The following is a 14,089-nucleotide window of genomic DNA, read 5'->3' as shown; positions in this document are numbered from 1 at the left end:
CGAAAGGCGCGACGCTTCGCGTCGGCGCGGCGAAACAAGCGACATAATCAAAAAAAGACAGGAGCGGTCCAGGATGACGGAAACACTTCAGGGCAGGCATATCGTTGTGACCGGTGGAACCGGTGCGCTCGGCGGCGCGGTCGTCGGCAAGCTGCTGGGCGAGGGCGCGGTCTGCCATGTGCCGAACGCCCATGCCGCGGCACCTTCGCATTTCCCTTTCACCACGCACGAGAACGTCAGGCTGGCGCACAATGTCGACCTCTCCGACTCCGCCAAGGTCGAAGCCTTCTATGCCCAGGTTCCCGCCTTGTGGGGATCGATCCATCTGGCAGGCGGCTTTGCCATGGCGCCGGTGGAGAAGATCGAATCCGCCTCCTTTGCCGAGATGATGGACACCAATGCCCGCACCGCGTTCCTGTGCAGCCGTGCGGCGGTGCGCTCCATGCTGGCGGCGGGCACCGCCGGCCGCGTCGTCAATGTCACGGCACGCGCCGGGCTTGATCCGCGCCGCGGCTCGGGCATGGTCGCCTATGCCGCCTCCAAAGCAGCGGTCGCGGCGATGACGGTGGCCATGGCGGAAGAGCTGAAGCACCAGGGCATCCTGGTCAATGCGGTGGCCCCCTCGACGCTCGACACGCCGGCCAACCGTGCCGACATGCCGGATGCCGATTTCAGCAAATGGGTCAGCCTCGAAGCGGCGGCCGAGGCCATCGCCTACCTTGCCTCGCCCGCCAACCAGGCGATGAGCGGCACGCTGGTGCCGCTCTACGGTCGCGCATAAGGCGCATAGTTGATTCTGACGACCCTCGGGCTGCGTCCGAGTTTCCGACAAAGAAAAACCCCGCCGGATCGCTCCGGCGGGGTTTTGTTTCGGGCGTGTGCGAAAGGGCGATTAGCTGCCCTGCTTCTTCAGCGCGGCGCCCAGGATGTCGCCCAGCGAGGCGCCGGAGTCGGTCGAGCCGTACTGGGCGACCGCTTCCTTCTCCTCGGCGATTTCCAGCGCCTTGATCGAGACCTGCAGCTTGCGGGTCTTCTTGTCGAAGGCGATGACGCGGGCGTCGACCTTCTGGCCGACGGTGAAGCGCTCGGGGCGCTGCTCGTCGCGGTCACGGGAAAGGTCGGAGCGCTTGATGAAGGTCTCGATGCCGCTTTCCACCAGCCGCACTTCCAGACCGCCATCCTTGACGCCGATGACCTCACAGGTGACGACGGCGTTCTTGCGCAGTTCGCCTGAAGTCGCCGCTTCGCCAACCGTGTCGCGGGCCAGCTGCTTGATGCCGAGCGAGATGCGCTCCTTCTCGATGTCGACGTCGAGCACCTGCGCCTTGACCATGTCGCCGCGATTGTACTCCTCTATCACCTGCTCGCCCGGACGGGTCCAGTCGAGGTCGGAAAGGTGCACCATGCCGTCCACGTCGCCTTCCAGGCCGATGAACAGGCCGAACTCGGTCTTGTTCTTGACCTCGCCCTCGACCTGGCTGCCGACCGGATGGCTGCGAGCGAAAGCCTCCCACGGGTTCTCCAGCGTCTGCTTGAGACCGAGCGAGATGCGGCGCTTGGCCGGATCGACTTCGAGCACCACGACATCGACTTCCTGCGTCGTCGACAGGATCTTGCCGGGATGCACGTTCTTCTTGGTCCACGACATTTCCGAAACGTGGATAAGGCCTTCGATGCCCGGCTCCAGCTCGACGAACGCGCCGTAGTCGGTGATGTTGGTGACGGTGCCTTTGATCTTCTTGCCGATCGGGAACTTGGTGCCGATCTCCGACCACGGATCGCTCTCGAGCTGCTTCATGCCGAGCGAGATACGATGCGTTTCCTGGTTGATGCGGATGATCTGCACCTTGACCGTCTGGCCGATGTTGAGGATCTCGGTCGGATGGTTGACGCGGCGCCATGCCATGTCGGTGACATGCAGCAGGCCGTCGATGCCGCCGAGGTCGACGAACGCACCGTAGTCGGTGATGTTCTTGACCACGCCTTCGACAACCTGTCCCTCTTCGAGGTTCTGCACGATTTCCGAACGCTGTTCGGCGCGGCTCTCCTCGAGCACGGTGCGGCGCGACACCACGATGTTGCCGCGGCGGCGATCCATCTTGAGGATCTCGAAAGGCTGCGGGTTGTGCATCAGCGGCGAGACGTCGCGGATCGGGCGGATGTCGACCTGGCTGCGCGGCAGGAACGCCACGGCGCCGTCGAGGTCGACGGTAAAGCCACCCTTGACCTGGTTGAAGATGACGCCTTCGACGCGCTCACCCTTGGTGAACTTCTCTTCGAGACGCACCCAGCTCTCTTCGCGGCGAGCCTTCTCGCGCGACAGCATGGCTTCGCCAAGCGCGTTCTCGATACGCTCGACATAGACTTCGACCGTGTCGCCGACCTTGAGGGTGGATTCTTTGCCCTTGGCGCCGAATTCCTTCAGCGGCACGCGGCCTTCGACCTTGAGGCCGACGTCGATGATGGCCATGTCCTTTTCGATCGCGGTGATCGTGCCCCGGACAACCTGGCCCTCGCCGGAATGGCCGGCGGTGAATGATTCTTCGAGCATGCTCGCGAAATCATCGCGAGAGGGATTTGCTACAGACATTGTTTCTCCTGGAATGCCCCGCATCTTTTTAGCGGAGCGTGCGCCGTGGGTTAGCGTTGCGTTGGCCTGCCGGCGTTCCGGGCAAAGAGCCCTTGGCCGCTTAAGGCGGCAAGTCCGGCGCATGAAGAATGCTGGCAGGCTGGTTCGTGCCCGATATGGGTATTTCCTTTGCCTCCAGCAACGGAAACTCGAGGGAAAACCCGGATCAGGCCTTGTTTCCCTTGGACAGCACGTCGTCGATGACAGTTCTGGCCGCGAGAAACGCGGCTTCTATAGCCATTTCGCTGGTATCAAGCAAGTGCGCGTCGGGGGCAGGCTTCAAGGGCGAGTCGGCGCGGCCCATGTCACGCTCGTCGCGGCGCCGGATATCGGCGAGGATTTCGGTGAAATCAGCCGTGCCGCCGATGCTCTCGATCTCCGCCAGCCGGCGCCTTGCCCGCACCTCGGCGCTCGCGGTCACATAGAGTTTGATGTCGGCATCGGGGCACACCACGGTGCCGATGTCGCGACCGTCGAGCACGGCACCCGGAGGGGATTTGGCAAACTCGCGCTGTTTCTCCACCAGGATGCGCCGCACCGTTGGAAACACCGCGACCTTCGAAGCCGCTTCGCCAACAGCATGCGCCGACAAGACGGCCCGGTCGAGCTTCGCCAGGTCGACTTGGCGCGCGGCCGTCTCGGCCGCCGAGACATTGTCGAGCGGCAAGCCAAGCCGCAGCAAGGCATGGGCGACGGCACGGTAGGTGAGGCCGGTGTCGAGCAGGTTCAGTCGGTAGTGATCGGCCAGACGCCGGGCGAGGGTGCCCTTGCCGGCTCCGGCCGGACCGTCGATGGCGATGGTGAAGACGTGTGTCATTGGCAGGCCAGCATACCTGAAACCGAACAGCGTAGCGGTCCGGAGAGAGCTTGCGATCCGTCGCGCCCCCCTCTGTCCTGCCGGACATCTCCCCCACAAGGGGGGAGATTGGCAGTTCCGACGCCTCGCTCACTTCTGCAACGCGGGCGATTTGCGAAGGCCGCTATGACGGCTGATCTCCCCCCTTGTGGGGGAGATGTCCGGCAGGACAGAGGGGGGCGCTGTCCTGCCGGCATTTCAGTTTGGCCCCAACCCATCAACTCTCACCCAATCTCCGCGCCCAGCCCTGTCATCAGGCTCATGAACTCCGGGAAACTTGTCGCGATCATGTTGGCGTCGTCGATGGTCACCGGCTTCTCGGTCGCCAGCCCCATGATCAGGAAGCTCATGGCGATGCGGTGGTCGAGATGGGTCTGCACGGTCGTGTCCGGGCCATTGGGGTGGCCGCCGAGCCCCTTGCCGCCGGGCTTTCCGCGCACCGCGAGCGATGCCTCACCCTCTGTGCAGTCGACGCCGTTGAGCTTGAGCCCATTGGCTACCGCCGACAGCCGGTCGGATTCCTTTACCCTGAGTTCCTCCAGCCCCTGCATCAGCGTCTCGCCCTCGGCGAAGCTGGCGGCAACCGCCAGCACCGGATATTCGTCGATCATCGACGGCGCCCGTTCGGCCGGCACGGTGACGCCCTTGAGTTCGGAGTAATGCACGCGCAGGTCCGCGACATCCTCACCGCCGGCGTTACGCGGGTTCAAGATCTCGATCTGCCCGCCCATCTCCTGCAAAGTCAAAAGCAACCCGGTGCGGGTCGGGTTCATCAGCACGTTTTCGATCACGATCTCGGAACCCGGCACGATCAGCGCGGCCACCAGCGGGAAGCCGGCCGAGGATGGGTCGCCCGGCACAGCGATCGTCTGGCCGGTGAGCTTGCCCTGGCCCTCGATGAAGATATGGCGCACGCCGCGCTCGTCGGTCTCGACCGACAAATTGGCGCCAAAGCCTTTCAGCATCTTTTCGGTGTGGTCGCGCGTCATGACAGGCTCGATGACGGTGGTGATGCCCGGCGTGTTGAGGCCGGCGAGAAGCACCGCCGATTTCACCTGCGCGGAGGCCATCGGCACGCGATAGGTGATCGGGGCGGCATGCTTTGGTCCATGCAGCGTGATCGGCATGCGGTCGCCGGGCGTTGCCTTCAGCACCTGCACGCCCATCTGGCGCAGCGGCTCCAGCACGCGGCCCATCGGCCGGCCTGACAAGGAAGCATCGCCGATGAAGGTCGTTTCCATGTCATATGTGCCGACCAGCCCCATGGTCAGCCGCGAGCCGGTACCGGCGTTGCCGAAGTCGAGCGGCCCTTCCGGCTGCAGCAGCGCGCCGTTGCCGGTGCCGCGGATCACCCATTCGTCGCCGCGCTTCTCGATATGTGCGCCCATCGCCTTCATGGCGGCGCCGGTGCGCATCACGTCCTCGCCTTCGAGCAGGCCGGTGATGCGGGTCTCGCCGGAGGCGAGCCCGCCGAACATGAAGGAGCGGTGCGAGATCGACTTGTCGCCCGGCACGCGCGCCGTACCGGAAAGCGCTTGACATTTGCGGGCGGTGGCCGGCTTGGAAGCGGCGGCGTGAGACATGGAATTTCCCTGGACGGAATGCCGGCGGGCCGGCGCTTTTCATTTGTTGCGGCGGTCTCGTATCACGGTGGGCCGAAATGGTCATCCCCCATGGTCGTCACTTGATGCTAGGCCTTTCAACGCATGGTTTTGTGACGCCGGCTTTTGGCTTTGACAGCGCTGCAAACAGTGGTTAAGGGGACCACTCTTTTATCGACGAGGCTTGCCGTGGCAAAAACCGAACTTGGCACAAAGCGTATCGACCCTGAAACGGGTCGAAAATTCTACGACCTGAACAAGGACCCGATCGTCTCGCCCTATACCGGCAAGACCTATCCGCGTTCCTATTTCGAGGAAGGCAAGATCGCCGCCCTCGAGGAGGAAGAGGAAGTGGCCGAGAAGGAAGTGGACGCCGAGGACGAGGAGGGCGTTGAAGTCGTCTCGCTCGAAGAGGCTGACGAAGACGTCAAGGGCGACGATCTGCCCGATCTCGGCGACGACGAGGATGATGTCGACCTGGGCGACGACGAGGACGATACGTTCCTCGCCGACGAAGAGGAAGAGGACGACGATGTCGCCGACATGATCGGCGTCGGCGACGACGACGACGAGGTCTGACAAGGCCGGGAACGCAAGCGTTTGCCGGCTTTCGCAGCTTGTGAAGAAAAAGCCGCTGATGAAGGCTTGATATTGACGAAGGGCGGGGTTAGAAGCCGCCTGCACTAACGGCGCGGTCTCCAACCCGCGCCGGATCTCTTCGCCGGAAACGGCGCCGGTTGACTGCCGGAAGTGGGGCCATAGCTCAGTTGGGAGAGCGCTTGAATGGCATTCAAGAGGTCGTCGGTTCGATTCCGATTGGCTCCACCAAACAGTCACTTTTCCAAATTTCGGGGTTGTAGAAACCGGATTCAGCTTCGGAATTGTTGGACATCGCTGCCCGCCGCAGCCTGAAGCGCGCCGGTCAGGCGGTCGACGCGGCGGTTTCGTTCTGGCCGCCCGCTCCACTGATGCTGGGCTGCCTGCCGATTTCGCTGCCGTCGGGCGCGCCGGTGCTTACGCAATATGCGGCCATTGACTAAAACGGTTCCTGTTTGATTCGCTTTGAACGGGACCGTCATGAGCAAAGCCCTCACGTCCTTCGCCCTGGTCGCGGTGCTGACAGCGCTGCTCATGGCCTTGAGCCTGGTGGTGGCCAGGCACGGCTACCCCTACGGTGCGATCGGCGTCAGGCGCCTCGACGGCATTGCCGATGCCGGGATGTTCATACCACTCGCCGCCGTCTATTTCTTCAGCGCGCTGCTGATGATGATCCTGCCGATCAGAGCCGCCAGCATCGTGCTCACCCATGCAGCCGATGCCATCTTCTGGACCGTGATCGTGCTCCTTGCCTCCATCGTAGGCTGTCTCGTCGCCAGATGGGCATTCAGCCAGCGCGACGCCCTATGGGCGCTGCTGAACTGGCGGTTCCTGTTTGCGGCGGCTATCGTCGGTTGCCACTTCGTCATGAACGAGCTTCGCCGCAACGTGCTCTTGCGCAGTCTGTTTTTCGTCGTCTTCGCGGCGGCCACGCTGGCCTGCCTGTTCTGGTCGTTCACGCTCTGAGAGCCGTTTCCATCCACGTCCACAGGTAGGATGCCAGGCCGCGATCGACATGGATGCGCAGCCTGTCCCGGTGGCGGTAGACGATGGCACTGACGCCGGCGAAGGAAAGTGCGGCACTGGCGCTTTCCTTGTTTGGGTCGAGCGTTGATCCGCGCGCGATGAAAGCGTCGATGGCCGAGCCTTTGACCTCGAACACATGAAGTCCAGCGCTGATCGCCGTCACCGCGAAACCTTCCGCGTGCCAACCCGCGGCGATGGCGAGCGGTGTGCTCGACACGACGAGCAGGCGGTCGCGCGCCAGACGCGCCGCATAGCGGTCACCTTGCGCGCTGCCAAAGGCGCCCACGCCGTTGCCGTCCATGCCGGATATCCGCGCCCAGGCGTCGAGATCGCCGCTGACCAGCAATTGGTGAAGGCCGGGGATCGTGCGCGCCTCGAGACCCGGTGCACCGATGGTTGCCGACTGCCAGTCCGGCGCTACCGGCCATTTTTGGGCGAGATCACGCATTGAACCGGTCTCCTGCCGGGTCGAAGGCGCAAGGAGCGGCGATCGTCGCCGTCATCGCCTTGCCGAGATGTTGGATTTCGATCGTTTCGCCGTGGCGGGCCGCACCGCGCTCGATCAGGCCGAGCGCAACCGGCCGGCCAAGCGTAGGGCTCCGGTAGCTCGATGTGACAAAGCCCTGGCTGCGCAGCTTGCCGCCGCTGCGTTTGATGCCATGCGCGCCAGTTGGCAGCGGCGCTTCGCCGGACGGGACCGCCAGCCCGACCAGCTGCATGCGGTCGCCGCGCGAAGCCTCTTCGGTGAACAGCGAGCGGCGGCCGACGAATTCGGTCTGGCGCTTTGCCCGCGGGCCCTCGACGCCGAGGTCGTGCGGCAGCGTGGTGCCGTCGGTGTCCTTGCCGATCACGATGAAGCCTTTCTCGGCGCGCAGGATCATCAGCGCCTCGAGGCCGATGACAACCGCATCGAACGCCTGCCCGGCGTCGCGCAGGCGCGCCCACAAGGACTCCGCGCGATCGGCCCGGATGGAGATCTCGTAGCTTCTGTCGCCGGTGAAGCTGACGCGGGTGATGCGCACCTCGTCGCCGTCATAGCTGCCCTGGCCGACCGCCATGTGCGGCAGCTCGCCATCCTCGAGCGAAAGGCCGAGATCAACCGTCTCGAGCAGTTTCCGGGCGTTCGGTCCCGAAACGGTCAGGGTCGCCATTTCCGCGGTGGCGTTGTGGATGTAGACCGCGCCGCGCCCGAACCGGTCCTGGCGCCACTCCTCCAGCCGCGCATGCACGGCGGCCACGTGCGAGGACGAGCACGACACGACGAAGCGATGCTCGTCTAGCCGCACCAGCACGCCGTCATCGAAGACCACGCCATTCTCGGACAACATGAAGCCGTAGCGGCAGCGGCCCGGCTTCAGCGTCGACATCGTGTTGTAATAGACGAAATCGACGAACGCGGCCGCCTTGGGTCCGATCACCTCGATCTTGCCCAGCGTCGAGCCATCGAACAATGCGACGGACTGGCGGGCGCGACGGGCCTCGTCCTGGATCGTGCGATCCGCATCGCCGCCCCCATAATAGGCCGGGCGCAGCCAGCCGCCATACTCCTGGAACACGGCGCCGCTGGCACGATGCACGCTCTCCAGCGGCAGCCGCCGCACCGGCGCCATCAGTTCGCCGCTGCGCGCGCCGGCGAAGCTCGCCAGCGGAACCGGCGTGAACGGCGGACGATAGGTCGTGGTGCCGACTTCCGGCACCGTGCGGCCGGTGATCCCGGCCATCAGCGCCAGGCCCGGCAGGTTGGAGGTCTTGCCCTGGTCGGTCGCCATGCCGAGCGTCGTGTAGCGCTTCAGATGTTCGACCGAGACGAAATTTTCGCGCGCCGCCAGCTCTATGTCCTTCACCGTCACGTCGTTCTGGTAATCGATCCAGATGCGTCCCTTCGAACCCGGCGTTGGCCATGCCGCTACTATCCCGCTGGTCGCCTCCGTTCCGCTGCTGCGCGGCACTGCTGCCTTCGTCGAACCGAGCGACGCGACGGCTTTCAGCGAACCGGCGAATACCTCCGACAAGGAAACCGCGCCGGCGGCAGCTCCGGCCACCGCTATGCCCTCGACCGGATCGCCCGGCAGGAAGGCCGCGTGCGCCTCGCTCCAGGCGAGATTGCCCTTGGCCTGGCCGAAGAGATGGATGGTCGGTGTCCAGCCGCCCGACACCAGCACGCAATCGGCGTCGAGCCTGGTGCCGTCGTCCAGCATCACACCCTCGACGCGCAGCTTGCCGGCCGCGGCGGTGAGCGCGCGGCCCTTGAGCATCCGCACCTTGGCGGGCGCGGCGGGCATACCGTCGCGCCTGATGTCGACAAGCGTGACGTCGGCGCCAGCCTCGGCGGCCGCCTCCGCCACTTCACAGGCGCTGTCATTGTTTGCGGCGACGACGATATGGCGGCCGGCCAGCACCGCATGGCGCCTGAGATAGCTGAGCGCTGCGTCCGCCGAGAGAATGCCCGGCAGGTCATTGTTGGCGAATGGCAGGGGCCGCTCGATGGCGCCCGTCGCCAGCACGATCCGGCGCGGCCTGACCCGCCACAGCGTGTCCGGCCGGCCGTCGAAATGGCGTTGGTTGAGCCCGACCAGATTATGGTCGTAGATACCGAATGCGGTGGTCGAAGGCAGGACCAGGTGACCGCCGGCGGAAAGCCCCGCAACAGTCTCCTCGACCCAGATGGCGGCCGGTTTGCCGTCGATCTCGCCAGCTCGGTGACCGAGCGATCCGCCGGGCTTTTGCTGGTCGTCGACCAGCATGACGGACCGGCCTGCGCCGGCCGCCAGCCTTGCCGCTGCCAGCCCGGCCGGTCCGGCGCCGATCACCAGCACGTCGCAATGGTGGTTGATCTGGTCGGCCGGGCCGGGCGACGTCCAGTCCTTGTCTACCTGACCCAGTCCCGCCATGGCGCGAATGCGTGGCTCGAACATGTGCCAGTCCGGCCACATGAAGGTCTTGTAGTAGAAGGCGGCCGGAATGAAGCGGGAAAAGCGGTCGAGGAAGGCGTTGCGGTCGGCCAGCGCATTGGGTGTCGCGTTGACGCTTTTGGCGACCAGCCCGTCGCGCGCCGGCTCGGTCGTCGCGCGCGTGTTCGGCGTCGTCTGCGGGCCGCTGATATCCACCAGCGCGTTCGGCTCTTCGACGCCCGCGCCCCAGATGCCGCGCGGCCGGTGGTATTTGAAGCTGCGGCCGACGACCGCGACATCGGCGGCCAGCAGCGCGGAGGCGATGGTGTCGCCTGTGAATCCCTGCACGGTGGCGCCGTCGAAGCTGAAGCGGATCGGGCGCGAGCGGTCGATGGCGCTGCCACCCGTGCTAAGGCGCGAGGCGGTCACGCCGCGTGCTCCCAGCCCAGGGCAGCCGAAGACAGCACCTTGTGCGTAACCGTGTCCCGCTCCATGACGAAGAATTCGCCGCAGTTCATATGCACCCATATCTCGCGCGCCGCGCCTTTCGGGTTGGAGCGCAGATAGAGATAGTTGGCCCAATGCTCGATCGGCACCTCGGCGCCATCAGGCCTGACATTGCCGGCATCGCCGCCATAGTGGAATTCGGTCTCGTCGCGCGGGCCGCAGAACGGGCAAGGGAAAAGCTGCATGGCAAACCTCAGTCTTCGTCTTTATGCATGTCGTTGCCCTAAGGCCGCTCGGCGCTTTTGCGCGACATGCATCAATGCGCGATGCCGGAACCAGCCGCTTCGTCGATCAGCCGCCCGCTGGCGAAGCGGTCGAGATCGAAGGGGCGGCTGATGTCGTTGTGCCCGCCCGTTGCCAAAAGGTTCGCCAGAAGCGTGCCGCCGGCGGGGATCGCCTTGAAGCCGCCCGTGCCCCAGCCGCAATTGAGGAACAGATTGGGCAGTGGCGATTGACCGATGATCGGCGAGGAGTCGGGCACGACGTCGACGATCCCGGCCCATTGCCGCATCAGCTTCAACTGGCCGAAGATCGGGAACATTTCCAACAGCCCCGCGATCACCCCCTCCAGCGTCGGCAGGTTACCGCGCTGGGCATAGGAGGGAGTGCGGTCGAGCCCGCCGCCGATGACGATCTCGCCCTTGTCGGATTGGCTGACATAGACGCCCGTGCCGGGCGACAGCACCACCGTGTCGAGGATCGGCTTGACCGGTTCGGTTACGCAGGCCTGCAGCGCATAGGAATTGATCGGCAGCCGAAAGCCGGCCTTGGCCGCCAGCACCGAGGAATGTCCTGCCACGGCCATGCCGATGCGGTCCGCGCGGATGGCGCCACGCGTCGTCTGGACGCCGCGGCAGCGCCCGCCCTCGACGATGAAGTCGGTGATTTCGCAGTTCTGGATGATGTCGACGCCGAGTCGGCTCGCGGCCCGTGCATAACCCCAGGCGACCGCGTCGTGGCGCGCGGTGCCGGCCCGGCTTTGCCAGATGCCGCCGAACACGGGAAAGCGCGCATTGGCCGTGAAATTGTAGATCGGCGCCACCCGGCGCACATCCTGGGGCGAAAACAGCTCCGCATCGATGCCGTTGATCTGCATGGCATTGACTGTGCGTGCCCCGATCTCCATTTCGGCGGTCGAGTGGCACAGGCTGACCATGCCGCGCTGCGACAGCATGACGTTGTAGTTGAGGTCCTTCGACAGTCCCTCATAGAGCCGGTGCGCCAGCCCATAGAGCTCGACGCTCTGCGGATAGTAATAGTTGGAGCGCACCACGGTCGTGTTGCGGCCGGTATTGCCGCCGCCGATCCAGCCCTTTTCCAAAACCGCTACTCTGGCGATGCCGTGATTCTTTGCCAGGTAATAGGCCGTCGCCAGCCCGTGACCGCCGCCGCCGATGACGATCGCGTCGTAGGACGGCTTCGGCTCGGGCGAGCGCCAGGCCGGCTCCCAGCCGGTCTGGCCGGCGAGGCCTTCCCTCAAGAGCGACAAAGCGGAATAGCGTCTGGTCATGGCGTGCTTGAAGAGGTTGGTTCAATGACTGAGGCGTAACGCCATTGTACATGTATGTCTAGTTCTTGCCGCGGTGTGAAAGCGGCGGCTGTTGCTAACGGCTGCGCGAAAGCGTTTCCTCGACATAGCGTGAAAAATCCTCGACATCCTGCGCCGTGGGCTCCTGGCCGGTGAAGCTGCGCAGATAAGACGCGACGTGCGGCAGGCGGCTGCTCATCGGTTCGTCGAGCTCGAGCGAGTAGTAGCCGATCTGCATGAAATAGAGCACGCGGGCGCGCACGAAGGCGTCTTCCTCGTCATAGCCGTGGCGCCTGAACATGTCGCGAATGGCGTCGACGCGCTCCTCGTCGGCCTCGTCGAGAGCCCGCCTGATGGCGGGCGATCGCCGGGCCCACGCCCTGATCGCGAAATCCAGCTGCGGATCGAACAGCTTCTCGTCCACCCAGCACTCGAAGATGCTCATCACCCCGCGGATGACGGTCGCGGAAGGCCGCGCGGCGCGTTCGACGATGAACCTTGTATTGGTCTGCCGCCAATAATCCAGCAGTTGGTCGAGCAGGTCCTGGCGGCTCTTGAAGTACCAATAGAAACTGGAACGCGACACATCGAGCTTCTGGCCGAGCGTCTGCACACGGACGCTTTCGACGCCGTCCGAAATCAACGTTTCAAGCGCGAGCTTGAGCCAGTCTTCCCGGGTGACCTTGATGTTGCCGGTGGCGCCGGCGCGCTGGGTTGTCGTGTCGGTGGCTTCCATCGGCACGACGCATGACACGCCGCCCCGGGCAAATCAAGACTATGGACATACATGTACAGACCCGTTTCGCGGTGATTGGAACGATGTGTCGCCGAACCTGTTGGGCCAAGGACGATGCGACGCGGGCAGCAGGTCGCGCGGGGCCGCGAACCGAGAGACTTTGTCGCGGCCGTCCGCGCAAAGCGTGCTTTCCCGCAGCGCAATTGTCTGGCAAATACAATCACACAGATGCCGCCGCGCGGCGAACCAGCAGGAAAGACACGACATGGCACCGCTTCGACAGAACCTCATCGACGGCGAGTGGGTCGGCGATGCCGGCTCCCGCAACATCAACCCGTCCGATACCGGCGACATCGTCGGCGAATACGCTTCCGCAGGTGTCGAACATGCGGCACAGGCGATCGCCGCGGCCAAAGCGGCCTTTCCCGCCTGGTCGCGCTCGGGTCTGCTGGTCCGTCACGCGGTGCTGAAGAAGACGTCGGACGAGATCCTGGCGCGCAAGGACGAGATCGGCCGCAACCTTGCGCGCGAGGAAGGCAAGACGCTGGCCGAAGGCATTGGCGAGACCATTCGAGCCGCCCAGATCTTCGATTTCTTCGCCGGTGAGACACTGCGCCTCTCGGGCGAAGTCGTGCCTAGCGTGCGGCCGGGCGTCGGTGTCGAGATCACGCGCGAAGCGGTCGGCGTGGTTGGCATCATCACCCCCTGGAACTTCCCGATCGCCATTCCCGCCTGGAAGATCGCTCCGGCGCTTGCCCACGGCAACACCATCGTCTTCAAGCCGGCGGATCTCGTTCCCGAGAGCGCCTGGACCATCGTCGACATACTGCACCGTGCCGGCCTGCCCAAGGGCGTGCTCAACCTCGTCATGGGCAAGGGCTCGGTGGTCGGCCAGGCGATGCTTGACAGCCCGGACATCAACGCCATCACCTTCACCGGCTCGGTTGGCACCGGCAAGCGCGTCGCCGCGGCGAGTGTCGAGCACATGCGCAAGTTCCAGCTCGAAATGGGCGGCAAGAACCCGCTGGTGGTGCTCGATGATGCCGACCTCGCTACGGCTGTCGATTGCGCGATCAACGGCGCTTTCTTCTCGACCGGCCAGCGCTGCACGGCTTCGTCCCGGCTGATCGTGACGAACGGCATTCATGACCGTTTCGTCGAAGCGCTCAAGGAACGGATGGACAAACTGGTCGTCGGAGATGCGCTCGACGCGCAGACCCAGATCGGTCCCGTTGTCGATGCGACGCAGCTCAAGCAGGACGAAGACTATATCGCCATCGGCGTCAGGGAAGGCGCCACGCTCGCCTTCGGCGGCGAGCGGCTCGACCGCAAGACGCCGGGCTTCTTCCTGCGGCCGGCGCTGCTGACCGATGCCACCAACGCCATGCGCAGCTCGCGCGAGGAGATTTTCGGGCCTGTTGCCAGCGTCATCCGCGTCAAGGACTACGACGAGGCGCTCGCCGTCGCCAACGATACGCCATTCGGGCTGACGTCCGGCATCTGCACGTCCAGCCTCAAGCACGCCACGCATTTCAAGCGCAATTCGGAGGCCGGCATGGTGATGGTCAACCTGCCGACGGCGGGTGTCGATTTCCATGTTCCCTTCGGTGGCCGCAAGGGCTCGAGCTACGGTCCGCGCGAACAGGGCCGATACGCCATGGAATTCTACACCACCGTGAAGACCGCCTACACGTTTGCAGGCTGATCGGGGCGCCGGC

Annotated in this window: 13 protein-coding genes and 1 tRNA gene; 6 read left to right on the top strand and 8 right to left on the bottom strand. The window is 64.8% G+C overall.

Annotated features, from left to right (window positions below):
* Window positions 1-73: 73 nt before the first annotated feature.
* Complete coding sequence (locus tag FJ490_RS20945; protein ID WP_140512879.1) at window positions 74-781, top strand: SDR family NAD(P)-dependent oxidoreductase; 708 nt, start codon at window positions 74-76, stop codon at window positions 779-781.
* A 111-nt stretch (window positions 782-892) separates the two neighbouring features.
* Here the strand turns inward: FJ490_RS20945 and rpsA are convergent, their stop codons facing one another.
* From rpsA to aroA, 3 genes are all read right to left on the bottom strand, one after another.
* Entirely contained in the window at window positions 893-2,590 is a 1,698-nt protein-coding gene (rpsA, locus tag FJ490_RS20940) for a 30S ribosomal protein S1 (protein ID WP_140497246.1), read from the bottom strand.
* A 205-nt stretch (window positions 2,591-2,795) separates the two neighbouring features.
* The gene (gene cmk / locus FJ490_RS20935) at window positions 2,796-3,446 is read right to left on the bottom strand and encodes a (d)CMP kinase (protein WP_140512881.1); all 651 of its coding nucleotides are present in this window, start codon (window positions 3,444-3,446) and stop codon (window positions 2,796-2,798) included.
* A 263-nt stretch (window positions 3,447-3,709) separates the two neighbouring features.
* Window positions 3,710-5,068, bottom strand: coding sequence for a 3-phosphoshikimate 1-carboxyvinyltransferase (gene aroA / locus FJ490_RS20930; RefSeq protein ID WP_140556906.1), 1,359 nt, complete (start codon window positions 5,066-5,068; stop codon window positions 3,710-3,712).
* Between the two features lie 207 nt (window positions 5,069-5,275).
* On the opposite strand from aroA, the gene FJ490_RS20925 reads away from it, so the two are divergent.
* From FJ490_RS20925 to FJ490_RS20915, 4 genes are all read left to right on the top strand, one after another.
* Window positions 5,276-5,665 carry a TIGR02300 family protein gene (locus tag FJ490_RS20925; protein WP_140497238.1) on the top strand — a complete coding sequence of 130 codons (390 nt, stop codon included), beginning with the start codon at window positions 5,276-5,278 and terminating at the stop codon, window positions 5,663-5,665.
* A gap of 173 nt (window positions 5,666-5,838) precedes the next feature.
* Window positions 5,839-5,914: transfer RNA gene (locus FJ490_RS20920), tRNA-Ala, on the top strand.
* A 56-nt stretch (window positions 5,915-5,970) separates the two neighbouring features.
* Window positions 5,971-6,126: a hypothetical protein gene (locus tag FJ490_RS32760; protein WP_181165293.1), complete on the top strand. Its 156-nt coding sequence runs from the start codon at window positions 5,971-5,973 to the stop codon at window positions 6,124-6,126.
* A gap of 37 nt (window positions 6,127-6,163) precedes the next feature.
* Window positions 6,164-6,649, top strand: a complete 486-nt coding sequence (locus tag FJ490_RS20915; protein WP_140523500.1) for a hypothetical protein — start codon at window positions 6,164-6,166, stop codon at window positions 6,647-6,649.
* Here FJ490_RS20915 and FJ490_RS20910 read toward each other — a convergent pair.
* The 5 genes from FJ490_RS20910 to FJ490_RS20890 all read right to left on the bottom strand — a co-directional run bounded on the left by FJ490_RS20910 (window position 6,639) and on the right by FJ490_RS20890 (window position 12,371).
* Window positions 6,639-7,157, bottom strand: a complete 519-nt coding sequence (locus FJ490_RS20910) for a hypothetical protein (protein ID WP_140523503.1) — start codon at window positions 7,155-7,157, stop codon at window positions 6,639-6,641. The genes FJ490_RS20915 and FJ490_RS20910 overlap by 11 nt on opposite strands.
* Entirely contained in the window at window positions 7,150-10,029 is a 2,880-nt protein-coding gene (locus tag FJ490_RS20905; RefSeq protein ID WP_140728815.1) for a sarcosine oxidase subunit alpha family protein, read from the bottom strand. Before FJ490_RS20905 ends, FJ490_RS20910 begins: the two co-directional genes overlap by 8 nt.
* A complete protein-coding gene (locus FJ490_RS20900) occupies window positions 10,026-10,292 on the bottom strand; it encodes a sarcosine oxidase subunit delta family protein (protein ID WP_140564976.1) in 267 nt (88 codons plus the stop codon). The genes FJ490_RS20905 and FJ490_RS20900 overlap by 4 nt, the downstream gene beginning before the upstream one ends.
* A 71-nt stretch (window positions 10,293-10,363) precedes the next feature.
* Window positions 10,364-11,617 carry a sarcosine oxidase subunit beta family protein gene (locus FJ490_RS20895; protein WP_140624908.1) on the bottom strand — a complete coding sequence of 418 codons (1,254 nt, stop codon included), beginning with the start codon at window positions 11,615-11,617 and terminating at the stop codon, window positions 10,364-10,366.
* Window positions 11,618-11,711: 94 nt separating this feature from the next.
* The gene (locus tag FJ490_RS20890; protein WP_181165292.1) at window positions 11,712-12,371 is read right to left on the bottom strand and encodes a TetR/AcrR family transcriptional regulator; all 660 of its coding nucleotides are present in this window, start codon (window positions 12,369-12,371) and stop codon (window positions 11,712-11,714) included.
* 265 nt (window positions 12,372-12,636) lie between these two features.
* Here FJ490_RS20890 and FJ490_RS20885 point away from each other — a divergent pair, with 265 nt between their 5' ends.
* Window positions 12,637-14,076, top strand: coding sequence for an aldehyde dehydrogenase family protein (locus FJ490_RS20885; RefSeq protein WP_140556897.1), 1,440 nt, complete (start codon window positions 12,637-12,639; stop codon window positions 14,074-14,076).
* Window positions 14,077-14,089 lie beyond the last annotated feature (13 nt).

The organism is Mesorhizobium sp. B2-5-11, assembly GCF_006440835.1.
GTDB lineage: Bacteria > Pseudomonadota > Alphaproteobacteria > Rhizobiales > Rhizobiaceae > Mesorhizobium.
The sequence above is the reverse complement of the archived record's forward strand: the minus strand, read 5'-3'. Positions and strand labels throughout refer to the sequence as shown.

Coding starts and splice junctions, on each gene's coding strand:
- FJ490_RS20945 (WP_140512879.1), top strand. CDS start 74: ATGACGGAAACACTTCAGGGCAGGCATATCGTTGTGACCGGTGGAACC.
- rpsA (WP_140497246.1), bottom strand. CDS start 2,590: ATGTCTGTAGCAAATCCCTCTCGCGATGATTTCGCGAGCATGCTCGAA.
- cmk (WP_140512881.1), bottom strand. CDS start 3,446: ATGACACACGTCTTCACCATCGCCATCGACGGTCCGGCCGGAGCCGGC.
- aroA (WP_140556906.1), bottom strand. CDS start 5,068: ATGTCTCACGCCGCCGCTTCCAAGCCGGCCACCGCCCGCAAATGTCAA.
- FJ490_RS20915 (WP_140523500.1), top strand. CDS start 6,164: ATGAGCAAAGCCCTCACGTCCTTCGCCCTGGTCGCGGTGCTGACAGCG.
- FJ490_RS20910 (WP_140523503.1), bottom strand. CDS start 7,157: ATGCGTGATCTCGCCCAAAAATGGCCGGTAGCGCCGGACTGGCAGTCG.
- FJ490_RS20900 (WP_140564976.1), bottom strand. CDS start 10,292: ATGCAGCTTTTCCCTTGCCCGTTCTGCGGCCCGCGCGACGAGACCGAA.
- FJ490_RS20895 (WP_140624908.1), bottom strand. CDS start 11,617: ATGACCAGACGCTATTCCGCTTTGTCGCTCTTGAGGGAAGGCCTCGCC.
- FJ490_RS20890 (WP_181165292.1), bottom strand. CDS start 12,371: ATGGAAGCCACCGACACGACAACCCAGCGCGCCGGCGCCACCGGCAAC.
- FJ490_RS20885 (WP_140556897.1), top strand. CDS start 12,637: ATGGCACCGCTTCGACAGAACCTCATCGACGGCGAGTGGGTCGGCGAT.